The sequence below is a fragment of the Clostridium sp. genome (assembly GCF_051650885.1).
Lineage (GTDB): Bacteria > Bacillota > Clostridia > Clostridiales > Clostridiaceae > Clostridium.
Genome location: NZ_JBOFRG010000187.1, coordinates 1 through 19,450 on the forward strand (window position 1 = coordinate 1; position 19,450 = coordinate 19,450).

At 30.0% G+C, this 19,450-nt stretch carries 22 protein-coding genes; 21 read left to right on the plus strand and 1 reads right to left on the minus strand.

Going from position 1 to position 19,450, the window contains the following annotated elements; all coding sequences use genetic code 11:
* The 7 genes from rpsP to ACRC28_RS09115 form a co-directional block, all read left to right on the plus strand.
* Nucleotides 1-151: 30S ribosomal protein S16 (gene rpsP / locus ACRC28_RS09085; RefSeq protein ID WP_438543187.1), on the plus strand; the 151-nt coding region annotated here is incomplete at its 5' end.
* 42 nt (nucleotides 152-193) lie between these two features.
* The gene (locus ACRC28_RS09090) at nucleotides 194-421 is read left to right on the plus strand and encodes a KH domain-containing protein (RefSeq protein ID WP_438543129.1); all 228 of its coding nucleotides are present in this window, start codon (nucleotides 194-196) and stop codon (nucleotides 419-421) included.
* Nucleotides 422-505: 84 nt separating this feature from the next.
* Nucleotides 506-1,003, plus strand: a complete 498-nt coding sequence (gene rimM, locus ACRC28_RS09095; protein ID WP_438543130.1) for a ribosome maturation factor RimM — start codon at nucleotides 506-508, stop codon at nucleotides 1,001-1,003.
* Nucleotides 993-1,718: a tRNA (guanosine(37)-N1)-methyltransferase TrmD gene (trmD, locus tag ACRC28_RS09100; RefSeq protein WP_438543131.1), complete on the plus strand. Its 726-nt coding sequence runs from the start codon at nucleotides 993-995 to the stop codon at nucleotides 1,716-1,718. The genes rimM and trmD overlap by 11 nt, the downstream gene beginning before the upstream one ends.
* 99 nt (nucleotides 1,719-1,817) lie before the next feature.
* On the plus strand, nucleotides 1,818-2,168 hold the full coding sequence (gene rplS / locus ACRC28_RS09105; protein WP_438543132.1) for a 50S ribosomal protein L19: 351 nt from the start codon (nucleotides 1,818-1,820) through the stop codon (nucleotides 2,166-2,168).
* A gap of 77 nt (nucleotides 2,169-2,245) precedes the next feature.
* Nucleotides 2,246-3,088, plus strand: a complete 843-nt coding sequence (gene ylqF / locus ACRC28_RS09110; protein WP_438543133.1) for a ribosome biogenesis GTPase YlqF — start codon at nucleotides 2,246-2,248, stop codon at nucleotides 3,086-3,088.
* Nucleotides 3,089-3,096: 8 nt separating this feature from the next.
* Nucleotides 3,097-3,909 carry a ribonuclease HII gene (locus ACRC28_RS09115; RefSeq protein ID WP_438543134.1) on the plus strand — a complete coding sequence of 271 codons (813 nt, stop codon included), beginning with the start codon at nucleotides 3,097-3,099 and terminating at the stop codon, nucleotides 3,907-3,909.
* 54 nt (nucleotides 3,910-3,963) lie between these two features.
* On the opposite strand, the gene ACRC28_RS09120 is transcribed toward ACRC28_RS09115, so the two are convergent.
* Nucleotides 3,964-4,332: a YraN family protein gene (locus ACRC28_RS09120; protein ID WP_438543135.1), complete on the minus strand. Its 369-nt coding sequence runs from the start codon at nucleotides 4,330-4,332 to the stop codon at nucleotides 3,964-3,966.
* 111 nt (nucleotides 4,333-4,443) lie between these two features.
* On the opposite strand from ACRC28_RS09120, the gene ACRC28_RS09125 reads away from it, so the two are divergent.
* The 14 genes from ACRC28_RS09125 to ispG all read left to right on the plus strand — a co-directional run bounded on the left by ACRC28_RS09125 (nucleotide 4,444) and on the right by ispG (nucleotide 19,381).
* Entirely contained in the window at nucleotides 4,444-5,964 is a 1,521-nt protein-coding gene (locus tag ACRC28_RS09125) for a YifB family Mg chelatase-like AAA ATPase (RefSeq protein WP_438543136.1), read from the plus strand.
* A 14-nt stretch (nucleotides 5,965-5,978) separates the two neighbouring features.
* Nucleotides 5,979-7,010 (plus strand): DNA-processing protein DprA, encoded by a 1,032-nt coding sequence (gene dprA / locus ACRC28_RS09130; protein WP_438543137.1) that lies wholly within the window; start codon nucleotides 5,979-5,981, stop codon nucleotides 7,008-7,010.
* A gap of 43 nt (nucleotides 7,011-7,053) precedes the next feature.
* A complete protein-coding gene (gene topA / locus ACRC28_RS09135) occupies nucleotides 7,054-9,150 on the plus strand; it encodes a type I DNA topoisomerase (protein ID WP_438543138.1) in 2,097 nt (698 codons plus the stop codon).
* 215 nt (nucleotides 9,151-9,365) lie between these two features.
* On the plus strand, nucleotides 9,366-10,142 hold the full coding sequence (gene codY, locus ACRC28_RS09140; protein WP_438543139.1) for a GTP-sensing pleiotropic transcriptional regulator CodY: 777 nt from the start codon (nucleotides 9,366-9,368) through the stop codon (nucleotides 10,140-10,142).
* A 231-nt stretch (nucleotides 10,143-10,373) separates the two neighbouring features.
* Nucleotides 10,374-11,075 (plus strand): 30S ribosomal protein S2, encoded by a 702-nt coding sequence (gene rpsB, locus ACRC28_RS09145; protein ID WP_438543140.1) that lies wholly within the window; start codon nucleotides 10,374-10,376, stop codon nucleotides 11,073-11,075.
* Nucleotides 11,076-11,164: 89 nt separating this feature from the next.
* On the plus strand, nucleotides 11,165-12,073 hold the full coding sequence (gene tsf, locus ACRC28_RS09150) for a translation elongation factor Ts (protein ID WP_438543141.1): 909 nt from the start codon (nucleotides 11,165-11,167) through the stop codon (nucleotides 12,071-12,073).
* A 93-nt stretch (nucleotides 12,074-12,166) separates the two neighbouring features.
* The gene (pyrH, locus tag ACRC28_RS09155) at nucleotides 12,167-12,877 is read left to right on the plus strand and encodes a UMP kinase (protein WP_438543142.1); all 711 of its coding nucleotides are present in this window, start codon (nucleotides 12,167-12,169) and stop codon (nucleotides 12,875-12,877) included.
* 11 nt (nucleotides 12,878-12,888) lie between these two features.
* Complete coding sequence (gene frr, locus ACRC28_RS09160; RefSeq protein WP_438543143.1) at nucleotides 12,889-13,446, plus strand: ribosome recycling factor; 558 nt, start codon at nucleotides 12,889-12,891, stop codon at nucleotides 13,444-13,446.
* A 54-nt stretch (nucleotides 13,447-13,500) separates the two neighbouring features.
* Nucleotides 13,501-14,268, plus strand: a complete 768-nt coding sequence (locus tag ACRC28_RS09165) for an isoprenyl transferase (protein ID WP_438543144.1) — start codon at nucleotides 13,501-13,503, stop codon at nucleotides 14,266-14,268.
* A 16-nt stretch (nucleotides 14,269-14,284) separates the two neighbouring features.
* A complete protein-coding gene (locus ACRC28_RS09170) occupies nucleotides 14,285-15,079 on the plus strand; it encodes a phosphatidate cytidylyltransferase (protein WP_438543145.1) in 795 nt (264 codons plus the stop codon).
* A gap of 75 nt (nucleotides 15,080-15,154) precedes the next feature.
* Nucleotides 15,155-16,114 carry an AI-2E family transporter gene (locus tag ACRC28_RS09175; protein WP_438543146.1) on the plus strand — a complete coding sequence of 320 codons (960 nt, stop codon included), beginning with the start codon at nucleotides 15,155-15,157 and terminating at the stop codon, nucleotides 16,112-16,114.
* Between the two features lie 20 nt (nucleotides 16,115-16,134).
* Nucleotides 16,135-17,289 (plus strand): 1-deoxy-D-xylulose-5-phosphate reductoisomerase, encoded by a 1,155-nt coding sequence (gene dxr, locus ACRC28_RS09180; RefSeq protein ID WP_438543147.1) that lies wholly within the window; start codon nucleotides 16,135-16,137, stop codon nucleotides 17,287-17,289.
* Between the two features lie 12 nt (nucleotides 17,290-17,301).
* Nucleotides 17,302-18,321, plus strand: coding sequence for an RIP metalloprotease RseP (rseP, locus tag ACRC28_RS09185; protein ID WP_438543148.1), 1,020 nt, complete (start codon nucleotides 17,302-17,304; stop codon nucleotides 18,319-18,321).
* Between the two features lie 10 nt (nucleotides 18,322-18,331).
* The gene (ispG, locus tag ACRC28_RS09190) at nucleotides 18,332-19,381 is read left to right on the plus strand and encodes a flavodoxin-dependent (E)-4-hydroxy-3-methylbut-2-enyl-diphosphate synthase (RefSeq protein WP_438543149.1); all 1,050 of its coding nucleotides are present in this window, start codon (nucleotides 18,332-18,334) and stop codon (nucleotides 19,379-19,381) included.
* The last annotated feature ends 69 nt before the right edge of the window (nucleotides 19,382-19,450 follow it).

Below are 19,450 nucleotides of genomic sequence, written 5' to 3' on the forward strand. Positions count from 1 at the left end.
ATTCATCGAAGAAATCGGATTCTACAATCCAGTTGCTCAACCAAAAGAAATAAAAATCAATGAAGAAAAAGCTAACAAATGGCTACAAAATGGTGCTCAACCAACAGACGTAGTTAAAAAGCTTTTCGTTAAAGCAGGAATTAACAAATAATATTTGGAGGTGAAAACTGCAAGTTACATATTGCAGCACTATATGAGAGAATTAGTTGAAATGATAGCTAAGTCATTAGTGGATAGACCCGAAGAAGTTAGAGTTAATGAAATTGCAGGCGAACAATCTGTTATCCTTGAATTAAAGGTAGCTCCAGAAGATATGGGTAAAGTTATTGGAAAGCAAGGAAGAATAGCAAAAGCTATTAGAACAGTTGTAAAAGCTGTAGCAATTAAAGAAGACAAACGAGTAGTAGTTGAAATTATATAAAAGAGTTAGGTCTTGACCTGACTCTTTTTTTGTGATAAATATATAAAGTTAGAGTACATATTTTAAGGAAAGAGGTGTTTAAGCATGGGAGAAGTGTTTAATGTAGGAAAAATAGTAAATACACATGGACTTAAAGGTGAAGTTAAAGTTATGGCAAAAACAAAGGACGTAAATAACTTTAAAAGATATGGCTATGTTTTAATAAATGAAGTAGAAGTTAAAATAGAGGGAGTAAAATTCCAAAAGGATAGAGTTATTTTAAAATTGGAAGGAATAAACTCTATTGAAGATGCAGAAACTTACAAAGGAACAGAAATGTATGTTTTAAGAGAAAATGAGCCAGATTTAGACGAAGATGAGTTTTATGTAAGAGATTTAATAGGAATGCATGTATTTGATACTGAAGGAAAAGATTTAGGAGCTATATACGATATAATAGAAACTAAAAATAATGATGTATATTGGATAAGACAGCCTAAGGAATTATTAATACCAGCTTTACTTAATATAGTAGTGGATATTGATTTAGATGAAGAAAAAATAACTATTAAACCTGTTAGAGAGTGGCAAGATGAAGATTAATATTTTAACTTTGTTCCCTGAGATGTTTGATATTTTTAATCACAGTATTATTGGTAGAGCAAAAGAAAAAGGATTAATAAACTTAGAAGCTATAAATATAAGAGATTATACTAATAGCAGACATAAAAAAGTAGATGATTATCCTTATGGTGGTGGTGCAGGTATGGTTATGGCAGCACAGCCTATAGTTGACTCAATAAAAAAGGTTAAAGAATCTAATAAGGGTAAAGTTATATTTTTAGGACCAAGAGGAAAAACTTTTAATCATAATATGGCAGTAGAGCTTTCTAAAGAAGAAGAGTTAATATTTCTTTGTGGACATTATGAAGGAATAGATGAAAGAGCTTATAAGTATGTAGATTTAGAAATTTCTTTAGGTGATTTTATATTAACAGGTGGGGAAATGGCAGCAATACCTGTAATTGATTCTATTTTAAGATTAAAAACAGGGGTGCTTGGAAAAGATGAAAGCTTTATGGATGAGTCATTTTCAGATGGGGCTTTAGAATATCCACAATATACAAGACCAGAAGTGTTTGAAGGTGAAAAGGTTCCGGATGTGCTTTTATCAGGACACCATGAAAATATACGTAAGTGGAGAAGAGTAAAATCTTTAGAAATTACAGAAGAAAGAAGACCAGATTTATATGAAAAAATAGAGCTAACAAAAGAAGATAAGAAATTGTTAAAAAATAACTGTTTGCAAAGAAGATAAAAATATGTTAAAATGAACTTCGTGTTAGTACCGGCGGTCCTCTTCTAGATTTTAAGCTCTGGAATGAACGTCAAAATTTATTACTAGGAGGAATGCACAATGAACGAAATATTAAGAGCAATCGAGCAAGAACAAATCAGAACTGATTTACCAAGCTTCAACGTAGGAGATAACGTAAAAGTTCACCAAAAAATTAAAGAAGGTAACAGAGAAAGAATCCAAGTATTCGAAGGTACTGTTATTAAAAAACAAAACGGTGGTTTAAGAGAAACTTTCACAGTTAGAAGATTAGCTTTCGGAACTGGTGTTGAAAAGACTTTCCCAATGAACGCTCCAATGATCGAGAAAATCGAGATCACTAGAAGAGGTAGAGTAAGAAGAGCTAAACTTTACTACTTAAGAGACAGAGTTGGTAAAGCTGCTAAAGTTAGAGAGTTAATAACAAGATAATTAACCATAGAGAGAAAGGGCTTAATATAAGTCCTTTTTTTTTACTATATACTATAAATTAAAAGGGAGTGATTTAAATGGCAATTAACTGGTTTCCAGGTCATATGAAAAAAACTCAAAGAGAAATAAAAGACAATTTAAAGGTTGTAGATGCTGTAATAGAAATAAGGGATGCAAGAATTGCAAGAAGTTCAGCAAATCCTGATATTGATAAGTTAGTTGAAAACAAACCAAGACTTATTCTTTTAAATAAAAGTGATTTAGCTCAAAAAGAAGTAACAAAATCATGGATGAAAGCCTTAAAAAGAGATAATGTTATGGCAATAGAGGTAAACTGCTTAAAAGGAATAGGAACAAATAAAATAAAGCCAGCACTAGAAGAGTTATTAAAAGAAAAAATAGAAAGAATGAAAAGAAAAGGACTTAAAAGTCTTACTATTAGAGTAATGGTTGTAGGTATACCAAATGTAGGTAAGTCTACATTCATAAACAAGCTTGCTAGAAATAGTATTGCAAAAACAGGAGATAGACCGGGAGTAACTAAAAACAAGCAATGGATAAAAACATCTATTGGAATTGAGCTTTTAGATACACCAGGAGTATTATGGCCAAAGTTTGAAGATGATGAAACAGCTTTAAACTTAGCTTTTACAGGAGCAATAAAAGATGAAATTATGGATATAGAAGATCTTTCTTATAGATTAATAGAAAGAATGAGTATTCATTATGGAGCTCTTTTAAAAGAAAGATTTAAGATAGATGAGATACATGAAGATCCATTAGAAACTTTAAATGCAATAGGAAAAAAAAGAGGGTGCATAGTTAAAGGTGGAGAAATAGATTATACAAGACTTGCAGTAATGTTACTAGATGAGTTTAGAGGTGGAAAGATGGGGAACATATCCCTTGAAAGACCTTAATCTAAAGGATGGGATTTAGTATGGAAAGTTTATTAGAAAATTTAGAGAAAAAAAGCTATAAGGTTATTAAAGATGAATTTGAAGAATTAAGCTTAACAGATTCAGAATTATTAATAGTAAAAGAAGCTTTTTTAAATGATAAAAGAAAAAATGTTATAGCTCTTGGAACAAAAATAGAAAAGGGATTAAAAGCTATTGAAGATGAAAAAGTTAGAGTAAAGGCTATGTATGACTTTGATAGAGCTTTTTCTAAAGATGGACTTTTAGCAGGAGTAGATGAAGTTGGAAGAGGGCCTTTAGCAGGACCTATAGTATCAGCTTGTGTAGTTCTAGATTTAAATGTTTTAGATGATGAAATGATTTTTTATTTAAATGATTCTAAAAAGTTAAATGAAAAAAAGAGAGAAGAACTTTCTAAGATAATAAAAGAAAAAGCAATTTCCTATGCAATTGCAGAAAAAAGCAACAAGGAAATCGATGATTTAGGAATTGCTTACTGTAATAATAAAATCTTTTTAGAAGGACTTGAAGGCTTGAATGTAAAGCCTAATATAGTTTTATCAGATGGATATTTGATAAAAGAAGTAGGCATAGAAAATAAATCAGTTATAAAAGGTGATACTAAAAGTGCAACTATTGCAGCGGCATCGATTATAGCAAAGGTTTATAGAGATAATTTAATGAAAGAATATGGCACGAAATATCCAGAGTATGGATTTGAAAGTAACGTTGGCTATGGAGCAACTAAGCATATAGAAGCTATAAAAGAAAATGGTCCAACAGAAATTCATAGAATGAGTTTTTTAAGAAACATATTATAAAAAAGTAAGTCTAGTAAATTAATTTTTACTAGACTTACTTTTTTATTTTTAGAATTATAATTGAAAAGCATTTTCTAAAAAATTAAATTTAATATTGTCGTTATTATGATTTAAGTAAATTTCTAAAATGTCGAATCTTAGAAAAAAATCTGTAACATTATTTTCTAGAATATAGTATTTAGATAGATAGATAATATTTTTTCTTTTTTTAGAAGTTACAGATTCTAAAGGAAATCCAAAAGTGTTAGAGTATCTAGTTTTAACTTCCACAAATGAGATAGTAGAGTCTTTTTGACAGATAAAATCAATTTCGCCAAAGCGATTTCTAAAGTTACGTTTTAAAATTTTAAATCCCTTAGAAAGTAAAAATTTTTCTGCTAAATCTTCTCCGTAGTTTCCAATGGTTTTGTTAAGTTTTTTCAAAAAGACACCTCCTTTAATTAAATTATTGACAAAAACCATATAAAGTAAAAAAGAATTGTTTAAAAATAAAATAAAGGTTAATAATGAGTAATAAAAGAGGAGGAGTTGAGTATGGCTGTAATATTGAAGAGTGCAACAAATTTAGGTGTAGAAAGTATTTTAATAGACGTGGAAGTACAAATATCAACTGGGTTACCTATGTTTACAATTGTAGGACTTCCAGATGCTTCTGTAAAAGAGTCAAAAGAAAGAGTTAGAGCGGCAATAATAAATGCAGGTTTTAAATTTCCTTTAGGTCGTATAACAGTTAATCTTTCTCCAGCAGATATAAAAAAGATAGGTGGTCTTTTAGATTTACCTATTGCAATAGGGATTTTAATAGAAAGCAAACAAATAAGAAAAGAAGGGATAGATGATTTTCTTCTTTTTGGAGAGTTATCCTTAGGTGGAAGTTTAAAAGGAATAAAAGGTGGTATAGGAATAATATTAAGTGGGTTAGAAAAAGAGATAAAATCTTATATATGTCCTTTAGAAAATTTAGAAGAAGTAAGAAGGGTAAGAAAAGGACATATATATCCGTTAGAAAATCTTACAGAAGTAGTAAGGCTTTTAGAAAATAGAGATTTAGCACCAATAAAACTAGAGGATGAAATTAAAATAATTGAAGAGTGTGAGGATATAGATTCTATAATAGGTCAAACTCTTTCAAAAAGAGCTTTAAGCATAGCTGCTACAGGAAAGCATAATATATTACTTTTTGGTACTCCAGGTGCTGGAAAAACTATGCTTGCAAAGGCTTTTAGAAGTTTAATGCCGAGTCTTACGGAAGAAGAAAAACTTCAAGTGTTTAAAATTTATTCAGCAAATGGATTAATGAAAAATGTAGAGAAGTTTAATATTCCTTTTAGGGCACCACATCACACTATAACAAAGATAGGGCTTATAGGTGGAGGAAGGGAAGGAAAGGCGGGAGAGATTACTTTAGCACACAATGGTATTTTATTTTTAGATGAAATATTGGAGTTTAAAAAGGAACTATTAGAATCGCTTAGATTGCCATTAGAAGAAAAAGAAGTGAAAATTGATAGGCTTAATTTTAATGGAATACTTCCTGCAAATTTTATTTTGATAGGAGCATTAAATTTATGTCCTTGTGGGAAGTTTAGTTTAGATTTAGATAATGAGAAAAAGTGTACTTGTACTGAAAGGGAGAGGAGAAATTATCAAAATAGATTATCAAAGCCATTAAGAGATAGAATAGATATATTTAATTATGTGCCTAGAATTGAGTTTTCAAAATTAAATAAAGGATACAAAAAGGAAAAAGAAAAATTACGAGAAGATATTTTAAGAGGAAGAGAAAATCAAAGGAAAAGATATGAGGGAACAAAATATAATTATAATTCGGAATTAGTTGGAAAGGATATTTTCAAATATTGTGTTTTAACGAGAGAAAGTGAGAATTTTTTGAAAACTTTTTTTGATAGAAGTGATTCATCCATAAGAAGCTATGGAAAGATGCTAAAGCTTGGAAGAACAATAGCTGACATGGAAGATGCAGAGAAGATTGAAGTGGAATTTTTAATGGAGGCAATAAACTTTAGAAAGGATATAAATGGAGAATTTATATAAAAAGGGGTAGACAGATGGAATTTTATGTACTATGGTTAATATCGTTAGAAATAAAAAATAGCATTAAAATAAGATTACTTAAATATTATGAGAATGAAAAGAATGTTTTTGATAATTTTGATGAAATTAGAAGAAGCTATAAAGATGTTAGAGATATAGATAATAATAAAATTAAAGATTTGAAAAAGATACTCTTAGAAAAAGGAATTAGTTATACAACCTATGGAGATGATAAATATCCAGAACTTTTACTAGATATAAAGAATCCACCATATGTGCTTTTTTATAAAGGAGATATATCTTTGGTAAAAGGAGAATGTGTAGCTATAATTGGTGGAAGACAGCATAGTCTTTACGCAGAAAGGGCAACTAGATTTATAGCAAGGGAATCAAGCTTTCAAGGTTTTACCATAGTAAGTGGTGGAGCAAGAGGAATTGATTCAATAGCTCATAAGGAAGCTCTTATAAATAAGGGAAAGACAATAGTTGTATTAGGCTCAGGAATTGATGTAATATATCCTAAAGAAAATAAAAGATTATTTGAAAAAGTAATTGAAGAGGGATTATTGATTTCAGAGTTTATGCCAGGAACAGAACCTTATAGCAAAAACTTTCCAAGGCGAAATAGGATAATTAGTGGATTATCACAAAAACTTATTTTGACAGAAGCTAGCAAAAAGAGTGGTTCTTTAATTACGGTGAATTTTGCAATAAATCAAAATCGTGAAGTAGGAATTGTTCCATCACAAATATTTTCAGAGTACGGTGAGGGAAGTAATTTAGTTTTAGCAGATGGAGCTTCACCAATTGTATCAAGAGAAACATTACAAGCTTTTCTAGGTTTGAAAAAAGTAAAGATAAAAAGTATGAATTCTTTAATACAAAATGAAATTTTGAATATAATAAGAGATGAACCTGTGCATATTGACCAAATATTTGAAAAGTCACAGGTTGACAGAAATACTTTATATAGGTTATTATTTGAAATGCAAATTAAAAATGAAGTAGTAAGTTTACCTGGTAACTATTATGCCAGAATAATATAGATTTGAGGGGGTGAATAACTCCAATAGAAAGTGGAGTTTATTTATGGGCCAAAAATTAGTAATAGTTGAGTCTCCTGCGAAGGCTAAAACCATTGAAAAGTATTTAGGAAAAAATTATGTGGTTGAAGCATCAATGGGACACGTTAGAGATTTACCTAAGAGTAAATTAGGTGTAGATATAGAAAACAATTATGAACCACAGTATATAACAATAAGAGGAAAAGGGGAGCTTTTAAAGTCCCTTAGAAAGCTTGCAAAAAAAGCAGATAAGATATATCTTGCAACCGATCCAGATAGAGAAGGGGAAGCTATTTCATGGCATTTAGCAAACCTTTTAAAAATAGATGGAAAAGAAAAATGCAGAATTGTTTTTAATGAAATAACAAAGACAGCAGTAAAAAATTCTTTGAAAAATGCAAGAACTATAAATGAAGGATTAGTAGATGCACAGCAAGCAAGAAGAATTCTAGATAGACTAGTAGGATATGAGATAAGCCCAATTCTTTGGAGAAATGTAAGATGGGGACTAAGTGCAGGAAGAGTTCAATCAGCAGCACTTAATCTTATATGCAAACGTGAAGAAGAGATTAAAGCTTTTAATCCAGTAGAATATTGGACAGTAGATTGTGAATTAAAAAAGGAAAGAAAGAAATTTAAAATTAATCTATCAAAGTATAAAACTGAAAAGCTTGAAATGATAGAAGAAAAAAGAGCAAAAGAAATTTTAGAAGACTTAAAAGATGGAGAATTTAAAATAGAAAAAATTAAAAAAGGTAAGAAAGAAAGAAAACCTTTAGCTCCATTTACAACAAGTACACTTCAACAGGATGCAAATAAAAAGCTTAATTATATGACTAAAAAGACAATGTCAGTTGCGCAAGTATTATATGAAGGTGTAGAAGTAAAAGGGTATGGGACAGTAGGTTTAATTACTTATATGAGAACAGACTCAGTTAGAATTTCAGATGATGCAAAAATGCAAGTGAAGGATTTTATAAAAGAGTCATTTGGAGAAAACTACTTACCTAAAGAAGAAAGAATTTATAAGGGAAAGAAAAATATTCAAGATGCCCATGAAGCTATTAGACCAACACATGTTGAAATAACACCTGACATGGCAAAGAAAAGTTTAACTCCAGAGCAGTATAAATTATATACTTTAATTTGGAATAGATACTTAGCATCTCAAATGGAATCTTGTAAATTAAACACAAATTCAATAACTATAAAAAATGGTGATTATACATTTAAAGCAAGTGGATCAACAATAGAGTTTGATGGATTTATGAAAGTTTATGATATAAGTAGCGATGAGGAAAACACAAGACTTCCTGAACTTGAAGAAGGGGAAGTGTTAAAAGAAGCATCCTTAGATATAAGTCAACACTTTACAATGCCACCTGCAAGATACAATGAGGCATCATTCGTAAAATTGTTAGAAGAAAAAGGAATAGGACGTCCAAGTACCTATGTACCTACTATATCTACCTTATTAGGAAGAGAATATGTAGTTAGAGAAAAGAAAAACTTAATTCCAACAGAACTTGGTTTTATTGTAAATAATATAATTGAAGATTATTTCCACCAAATTGCAGATGTAGAGTTTACTGCAGAGATGGAAAGAAAGCTAGATGTTATAGAAGAGGGCGGAACAGAGTGGAGAACAGTTGTAGGAGATTTCTTTAGTCCGTTAAAAGAAGCTATCGATAGAGCTGAAAAAGAAATTGCAAAAGTTGTAATAGAAGATGAAGTAAGTGATGTTCCATGTGATAAATGTGGAAGAATGATGGTTATAAAAAGAGGACGATATGGTAAGTTCCTAGCATGTCCTGGATATCCAGATTGTAAAAATGCAAAACCTATCGTTGAAGAAATTAAAGCTCCATGTCCTAAATGTGGTGGAAAAGTATATGCTAAAAGAAGTAAAAAAGGAAATAAATTCTTTGGTTGTGCGAGCTACCCAGAATGTGATTTTGTAAGTTGGAGTGAACCAGTAGAAAAGAAATGTCCAGAATGTGGTGCATTTATGATGAAAAAATATTCTAAAAAAGCTGGAGAATATTTATTATGTTCTAATGATGAATGTAAACATAAAGAGGAATTAAAAGAAGAAAAAAATGAAGCTAAAGAAGAAAAATAAAGCTTTATAAATCTAATTTTTATATAACCCTAAATTCTAAAGTGTAAATTTAGAATTTAGGGTATAATTTTGCTTTAAACAAACTAGATAAACAGAGAGAAGTGTGTTGAAATTAGGGAATTACTGTGATATACTGAAAAGCAGAATTAGTGAAAAGAGTTAGATTATTGTGAATTTTCTAACAATTAACCAAATGAATTCGAGGAGGAGTATTGATGACATCATTACTTGATAAAACGAGAAAATTAAATAGAATTTTACAAAAGACAGGAACAGAACCAGTTGTATTTGAAGATATATGTAAGTTATTAAGTGATGTATTAGAATGCAATGTGTACATAGCAAGCAAAAGAGGGAAAGTTATAGGATATAGTTTTTCTGAGAAATTTGAATGTGACATAATGAAAAAAAAGGTAACTGATGAGAGAAAGTTTCCAACAGACTACAATGAGAAGCTTTTAAATGTATCAGAAACATTAGCTAACTTAGTAAATAAAGGTGAATGTGTATTTGAAGGTGAAAAAGAATGTACATTAAAAGATAAACTTTCAACAATAGTTCCTATTATAGGTAACAGAGAAAGATTAGGTACACTTTTATTAGCAAGGTTTGGAACAGAGTTTACAGATGAAGATTTAGTTTTATGTGAATATAGTGCAACAATAGTAGGAATGGAAATGCTTAGAGCAAAGCAAGAAGAATTTGCTGAAGAAACAAGAAAAAAAGCAGTAGTACAATTAGCTATAGGAACTCTTTCTTATTCGGAACTTGAAGCTGTAGAACATATATTCAATGAACTTGATGGAAATGAAGGGCTTTTAGTAGCATCTAAAATTGCTGACAAAGTAGGAATAACAAGAAGTGTTATTGTAAATGCATTAAGAAAGTTTGAAAGTGCAGGAGTAATTGAATCAAGATCCCTTGGAATGAAGGGAACTCACATAAGAGTTTTAAATGATAAATTACTAGATGAACTAAAAAAAATAAAGTAGAGGTAGCTTTTAATTAAGCTATCCTTTTTGCTTTTCTTATAAAAAGACAAAATAAGAGTAAAATCTAAGAAAAATTAAATAAAAGTAATTTTTTTTATTGCGAGGAAGAAAAGCTTATGTTATACTAACTAAGGTAATAAAATACACACATTATCTAATTTGTAGGTTGGTCCTTTAAATAGGTTCCTACAGTAAAAGTAGATAGTGGAGGAAAAACCAGGAGGTAACAAAATGTCAGTTATATCAATGAAACAATTATTAGAAGCAGGTGTACACTTTGGACACCAAACTAGAAGATGGAACCCTAAGATGGCTCCTTACATCTTCACTGAAAGAAACGGAATCTATATCATAGATTTACAAAAAACTGTTAAGAAAGCTGAAGAAGCATACAATTTCTTAAGAGAAGTTTCAGAAACAGGAAAAGATATCCTTTTCGTAGGAACTAAAAAGCAAGCTCAAGAAGCTATCCAAGAAGAAGCAATAAGATCAAATATGCACTTCGTAAACAACAGATGGTTAGGTGGTATGTTAACAAACTTCAAAACTATCAGAACAAGAATTAGAAGATTAGAAGATTTAGAAAAAATGCAAGAAGACGGAACTTTCGATGTTCTTCCTAAGAAAGAAGTTATTAAACTTAAAGGAGAAATGGAAAAGTTAGTTAAAAACTTAGGTGGTATTAAAAGCTTAGATTCAACTAACATTGGAGCTATGTTCGTAGTAGACCCAAGAAAAGAAAAAAATGCTATTTCTGAAGCTAAAATCTTAGGAATTCCAGTTGTAGCTATCGTAGATACAAACTGTGACCCAGAAGAAGTAGATTACGTAATTCCAGGAAATGATGACGCTATAAGAGCGGTTAAATTAATAGCTGCTAAAATGGCTGACGCTATCATTGAAGGAAGACAAGGTGAGCAAATAGAAGAATAGTCTTTAACATAGAAGGTAGGTGAATTTATTCATTTACCTTTTATCCTAAAAAGACATAATGCTTATATATTTAAGGAGGAAATTGAATAATGATTACAGCAAAGTTAGTTAAAGAATTAAGAGAAAAAACTGGTGCAGGGATGATGGACTGTAAAAAAGCTTTAACAGAAACTAATGGAGATTTAGAAAAAGCGGTTGAAGTTTTAAGAGAAAAAGGATTAGCTGCTGCTGCTAAAAAAGCAGGAAGAGTTGCTGCTGAAGGTATAGTTAAGACTTACGTTTCAGAAGACAACAAAGTTGCTTCTATAGTAGAAGTAAACTGTGAAACAGATTTCGTTGCAGCTAACGAAGAATTCGTAGCATTCGCTACAGAATTAGCTAAATTAGCAGCTAACTCAAACGTTCAAACTGTTGAAGAGTTAGTTAATGAAAATATGGGAGATAAAACTGTTTCAGAAACACTTACAGCATTAGTTGCTAAATTAGGTGAAAACATGACAGTTAGAAGATTCGAAAGAATGTCAATCGAAAATGGAGCTATCCAAAGCTACATCCACGGTGGCGGAAGAATCGGAGTTTTAGTAGAAATCGCTTGTGAAGCTAACAGCCCTGTAGTTACTGAAGTAGCTAGAGAAGTTTGTATGCAAGTTGCTGCTGCTAACCCATTATTCTTAAATAGAGACGGTGTTGACACTGATGCTTTAGAAAAAGAAAAAGAAATCTACAGAGTTCAAGCTTTAAATGAAGGAAAACCTGAAAAAATCGTTGAAAAAATGGTTATGGGAAGAATTCAAAAGTACTACAAAGAAGTATGTCTTGTAGACCAAGTTTGGGTTAAAGATGGAGATAAAACAATAACTAAATTATTAGAAGAAAAATCAAAAGAAGTAGGTTCTCCAATGACAATAAGCAAATTTGCTAGATTCGAAAGAGGAGAAGGAATCGAAAAAGTAGAAGAGGATTTTGCTGCAGAAGTTGCAAAACAAATGGGTAAATAATTCTACTTTATGAGGAGAGAACACTTTGGTGTTCTCTTTTTTTGAAATAATAAATAAAATATTAAGAAGTTGAAATTTTGGAGGGATTTGAAAATGGCTGATTGTAAATATAAAAGAGTAATGCTTAAACTTTCTGGTGAGGCATTAGCAGGGAAAAATGGATTTGGAATAGATTTCACTATGGCAACAAGAATTGCTGAAGAAATAAAGATTTTAGTAGAGCAAGGTGTTGAAGTTGGTGCCGTTGTTGGTGGTGGAAACATCTGGAGAGGTAGAAGCGGAGAAGGTATGGATAGAACTACTGCTGACTACATGGGAATGATGGCTACTTGTATAAACGCTTTAGCACTTCAAGATTCATTAGAGCAACTTGGAGTAAATACAAGAGTTCAAACTGCTATAGAAATGAAAGAAATTGCTGAACCTTTCATAAGAAGAAGAGCAATGAGACATTTAGAAAAAGGAAGAGTTGTTATATTTGCAGCTGGAACTGGAAATCCTTACTTTACAACTGATACAACTGCAGCTCTTAGAGCAGCTGAAATTGAAGCTGATGCTATACTTTTAGCTAAAAATGTTGATGGAGTTTACGATAAAGATCCAAACAAATTTGACGATGCAGTAAAATATGATAAACTATCTTATATAGAGGTTTTAGAAAGAGGACTTCAAGTAATGGATTCAACAGCTATATCTCTATGTATGGATAATGAAATTCCAATATTAGTATTTGGTTTAGATGAGCCAGGAAATATACAAGAAGCTATTACAGGTCAAAAAATAGGAACTATAGTTTCAAAATAAGGAGGATATATATGGTTAAAAGCATTATAAAAAATTCAGAAGAAAAAATGCAAAAAACAATTAGTATTTTAAAAAATGATTTATCAACAATGAAAGCAGGAAGAGCAAACCCAACAATGCTTGATAGAGTTCAAGTAGAGTATTATGGAAGCATGTGCCCACTTTCACAAGTTGCAAATATTTCAGCACCAGAACCAAGAGTATTACAAATATCACCTTGGGAAGCATCTTTATTAAAAGATATTGAGAAGGCAATATTAGTATCCGACTTAGGTTTAAACCCTTCAAATGATGGAAGTATAATAAGACTTATAATTCCAGAATTAACAGAGGAAACAAGAAAAACTCTTGTTAAAAATGTTAAGAAAACAGGGGAAGATTCAAAGGTTGCATTAAGATCAATAAGAAGAGATGCAAATGATAAAATTAAAGCCCTAAAAAAAGATGGGGAAATAACTGACGATGAAGTTAAAAAAGCGGAAGGTGATATTCAAAAAATCACTGATAAGTTTGTAAAAGAAATAGATAGCTTAGTAGACAGTAAAGAAAAAGAAGTTATGTCAATTTAATTAAAAAACCTGCTTTTGCAGGTTTTTTAAATAATTATATGGGGAGATTTTGATATGATAAAATTCTTTAAAGGTGAAAAAATTAAAGGGACAGAAGAAGATATAAGTATAGATATGGAAAATATACCACAGCATATTGCTATAATTATGGATGGTAATGGAAGATGGGCAAAAAAAAGAAAACTTCCAAGAACTATGGGCCATAAAGCTGGTGTAGAAACAATAAGAAGAGTGTTAAAAGAAGCAGATAGATTAGGAATAAAATATATGACACTTTATGCGTTCTCAACTGAAAATTGGAAAAGACCAAAAGAAGAAGTTGGCGCATTAATGAAACTTTTAGTTCAATATTTAAGACAAGAAATAAATGAACTACATAAAAATGGAGTTAGAATAAATGTCTTAGGAGACATAGATATGTTACCTAAGGAGTGTGTGGAAGAAATAGAAAAGTCTATCGAAAAAACTAAAAATAATACAGGAATAACTATGAATATTGCTCTTAATTATGGAGGAAGAAATGAAATAGTTAGAGGTATTAAAGAGATAGCAGAAGAAATACAAAGTGGGAAAATAAAAGTTTCAGATATAAATGAAGATATGTTTGAGAATTATTTATATACAAAAGGGGTTCCAGACCCAGATATTATTATTAGACCATCAGGAGAACAAAGATTAAGCAATTTTCTATTATGGCAATGTGCTTACTCAGAATTCTGGTATTCTAATATATGTTGGCCAGATTTTAAAGAAAAAGATCTTCATCAAGCAATTTATGACTTCCAAGGGCGTGATAGAAGATTTGGAGGAATAAAAAAATAAAAGAGGTGATTTTTAAGTGAAAGATAATAGATATTTAGGAGCTCTTATTATTGCACCATTTATAATATTTATATTCTTAGGTGGGATATATTTAGAAGGACTAACAGTAGTATTATCTCTAATAGGATTACATGAATTTTATAATGCGTTAAAGGCGAAGAATTTTAACCCCTTCCCAATAGCAGGATATCTTTTAGTGGTAATTTATTATTTAACCAATAATGATTTATCCCTTACTATGTATGCATTAATCTTTATAACTTTTATTTTATTAATGTTGCCAGTTATAAATTTAAAGTATACTTTTATTGATGTAGGAATTACTATTTTAGGTTTTCTTTATGTAGGAATATTATTCTCATTTATTTACTTAGTAAGTATAAAGAGTGGAGGAGAATTTCTTGTATGGCTTATATTTATCGGTTCTTGGGTAACAGATACAGCAGCTTACTATTCAGGAAAACTATTTGGTAAACATAAATTATGTCCAAAGGTTAGTCCAAAGAAAACTATTGAAGGTTCAGTAGGTGGAGCTATTGGGGCTACAATAGTATGTGGATTATTTGGAATAGTTTTATTCTTTGGATTTAATATTTATATAATGCCACTTTATAATTTCTTTATTATAGGAGCATTATGTGGAGTGTTTAGTCAATTTGGAGATTTAGTTGCATCATCTGTAAAAAGATATGTAGGAATAAAAGATTATAGCAAGCTTATACCAGGGCATGGTGGAATACTAGATAGATTTGACAGTATTTTATTTTCTGGATTAATAGTGTTTTATTATTTAACGTTTATAGTTAGATAAAAATAAAGTCTTTGAAGAATACTTCTTCATAAGGCTTTTTTTTCTGCATATAAATACTTATGTGGAGGAATTTTTATGAAAACATTAAATTTAGAAAAAATAAAAGAAATCCTAATTTGGGGATTTGGAATAATCTTATTTATATTTTTAGTGGACAACTATTTTAAACCTTTTATATGGATTTTAGTTTTATATTTTTTAGGAAATCCTATAAATAAATTTTTACGAAGGAAACTAAGGTATAAAAAACTTTGTGCTGGTATAACAATTTTATTTTTAAATGCAGTTGTTGTATTTATGTTATTTTACTTATGGAATGCTTTGTATAGCGAAATAAGTGAAGCTATAAGAAATAATATAGAAGAAATAAAAAGCTTTTTAATTCAATCTGAAGTCTTCGTGGAGGGGATTATAGGAGAAATAAACATAATGAAAAATGTAAGTAGTATGTTGGATTTTAATTATATAAAAATTGGTGCGGAATCTACAGGAGATAATGTAATGGCATATTTTGTAGGGAATATTTGTGCTTTTTTTGTTTTAAGTGATAAAGAAAAAATAAGAAAAAAGATAAGAGAGTTGATTCCATATAAAATAAATAAAAGAATTACGAGAATAATAATGAATTTAAGAAATGTATTGAAAATACAATTTTTATTGTTAATGATATCAACAACTATAATAATTTTAGGCTTTAAAATTTTAAGAATAGAAAATTCTGTGTTGCTTGGAGTGGTATGTGGACTTTTGGATATTTTACCTTATGTTGGAACTATAATTGTATTTATACCAATAATAATATACAATATTATTGTAAAAAAATATTTAATTGCATTTGGATTAATATGTCTTTATTTACTTATACAAATTGTAAGAGAAATATTAGAAGCAAAATTAGTAAGCAATAAATTTAATATACATCCATTATTATCTTTTTTATCAATTTATGTAGGTGTAAAAGTTTTTGGATTTATAGGAATATTTATTGGACCTATATTTTGTATGACATTATTGGATATAATAAGTGAAGATTAACAAAGGGTGGAGGAATATAGATGAAAAACATATCAATATTAGGTGTTACAGGATCTATTGGAATACAAACATTAGATGTAGCAAGAAAAAGCAAGGATATACAAGTTGTAGGGGTAACTGCAAATACTTCTGTGGAAAAAATGAAAGAGATAATAAAGGAATTCAAACCTAAATATGTGGGAATGATGGATAAAAATTCTTCAAAAGAAATTCAAGAATATATAAAAGAAAACTCTTTAGAGATTGAGGTATATAGCGGAATTGAAGGACTTATAAAAATTGCAACTCTAGAAGAAATAAATATAGTGGTAACATCTGTAGTTGGGATGATAGGGCTTAGACCAACTATAGAAGCTATAAGAGCTAAAAAAGATATTGCATTAGCTAACAAAGAAACTCTTGTAGTAGCAGGAGAAATTGTTATGAAGGAAGCTAAGGAAAATGGTGTTAAAATATTACCAGTAGATTCAGAACATAGTGCAATTTTCCAAGCACTTAGAGGAAATAAAGAGGGTGAAGTGAAAAATATTTTATTAACTGCATCAGGTGGACCTTTTAGAGGAAGAACTTTAAAAGACTTGGAGAAAGTTACTTTAAAAGATGCCTTAAATCATCCAAACTGGAGTATGGGAAGAAAGATAACAATTGATTCTGCAAGCCTTATGAATAAAGGGCTTGAGGTTATAGAAGCACACTTTTTATTTAACTGTGATTATGAAAATATAAAGGTTGTAGTACATCCTCAAAGTATGATACATTCAATGGTAGAATATAAGGATAATAGTGTAATGGCACAAATAGGTTCACCAGATATGAGATTACCTATACAATATGCTTTAAATTATCCTGATAGAAAAGAAGAAATTGCTAAAGAAATAGATTTCTATGAAATGTGTAATTTAACTTTTGAAAAACCAGACATGGAAACTTTTAAATGCTTAAAATTAGCATTTGAAGTAGGAAAAAGAGGAGGGCTTATGCCTACCATATTAAATGGTGCAAATGAAGAGGCAGTAGCACTATTTTTAGAAGAGAAAATTAAGTTTTTAGATATAGGAAATATTATAGAAAAAGCTATAGAAAAATATTCATCTAGAATAGATGAAGCTTTAACTATTGAAAATATTATAGAATTAGATAGAGAAGTAAAAGAGTATGTAAGAAATAATTTTTAGGAGGAGAAGGGATTGTATGTAATTTATGCGATACTAGCTTTTAGTTCATTAATAATAGTTCATGAGCTAGGACACTTTATATTAGCTAAGATAAATGGAGTAAATGTAGTTGAGTTTTCTATTGGGATGGGACCAAAACTATTTACTATAACTAAAAATGATACAAAATATTCATTAGGGATACTTCCAATTGGGGGATATGTCCAAATGGCGGGAGAACTTGGTGATGAAGAGGAAGATGTAGATTTAGAAGGAACTCTTAATAGCAAAAAGCCAATTCAAAAGATATTAGTAATAGCAGCAGGAGTTTTTATGAATGTAATGCTAGCTGTTATTATATTTGCGGCAATGGGAAGTCATTTTGGATATGCAACTACAAAAATTGGAGAAATAACTAAAGGAAGTCCTGCAATGGAAGCTGGAATAAAACCTGGTGATGTTATAAAAGAGATAAATGGAAGCAAGGTAATTGCAACTACTGATGTAACAGCAGAAGTAGGAATGGCTGAAGGAAAAAGTGTTAATCTTTTAATAGATAGAGATGGAAAAGATTTTAGTGTAAATTTAACACCAAAAGAAGTTGAAGGACGTTACTTAATTGGAGTAGGCTTTGATTATGTAAAAAACCCAAGTATAACAGAAAGTCTTAAGCATGGAGCGATAGAAAGTGTAAGTGTAATAAAGCAAACATTTAGAGGGCTTAAAATGCTTGTAACAGGGCAAGGCTCAATAACTAAAGATGTTGGAGGACCAGTTACAATAATAAAAATGACTGGAGAAGCTGCTAAAATGGGAATATGGCCACTTTTAAATCTAACAGCATTTTTAAGTATAAACTTAGCAGTTATAAATTCACTTCCAGTACCAGCCTTAGACGGTGGAAGATTCCTTATCTATTTATTTGAGATGATAACAAAGATAAAAGTACCAACAAAGGTTGAAAATGTAATAAATGCAGTAGGGTTTATTATGCTTATGGTACTAATGGTATTAGTAACCATTAAAGATATAATATTTCCTATAGGATTATAAGGAGAAAAAAATGGAAAGAAAGAAAACAAGAGTAGTACAAATAGATAAATTAAAGGTTGGAGGAGATAATCCAGTTGTAATTCAATCTATGACAAATACAGATACAAGAGATGTAGAGAAAACTTTAGAGCAAATAAATAAATTAGTAAATGAAGGATGTCAAATGGTAAGATGTGCAGTTCCAGATATGGAAGCTGCTGAAGCTATAAAAGAAATAGTTTTAAAATCTCCAGCACCAATAGTTGCAGATATACATTTTGATTATAGATTAGCTCTTAAAGTAATAGAAAATGGAATTTCTAAATTAAGAATAAATCCAGGTAATATTGGAAGTATAGATAGAGTTAAAGAAGTAGTTACTAAGGCTAAAGAAAAGAATATTCCTATAAGAATAGGAGTAAACTCAGGTTCTTTAGAAAAGGATATTTTAGAAAGAGATGGAAAGCCTACTGCTAAAGGACTAGTGGAAAGTGCGTTAAGACATGTTAAAATATTAGAGGACTTAGAATTTTATGATATAATTATTTCAATAAAATCATCAGATGTAAGAATGATGATAGAAGCATACAGACTTATGAGTGAAAAGGTAAATTATCCTCTTCATTTAGGAGTAACAGAATCAGGAACTAAATTTAAAGGAACAATAAAATCAAGTGTAGGAATAGGAACCCTTTTAGCAGAAGGGATAGGGGATACTATAAGAGTATCATTAACATCAGACCCTATAGATGAAATTGAAGTTGCTAAAGAATTACTTCAAGCACTTGGACTTTATGAAAATGGAATACAATTTATTTCATGTCCTACATGTGGAAGAACAGAAATAAAGCTTATTGAAATTGCAGAAGAAGTTGAAAGAAGACTTAAAGGTTCTAAAAAGAAAATAAAGGTTGCTGTTATGGGATGTGTTGTAAATGGACCTGGAGAAGCTAGAGAAGCAGATATTGGAATTGCTGGTGGAAAAGGTGTTGGAATAATCTTTAAAAAAGGCGAAATAATTAAAAAAGTAAAAGAAGAAGAATTAGTAGAAGAACTATTAAAAGAAATAGAATCTTTATAGAAATAGTGAATTTAAAAGAAAGTCCTCAAAATTTATTTTTGAGGACTAAAATTTTTAAGGAGGAGGGAT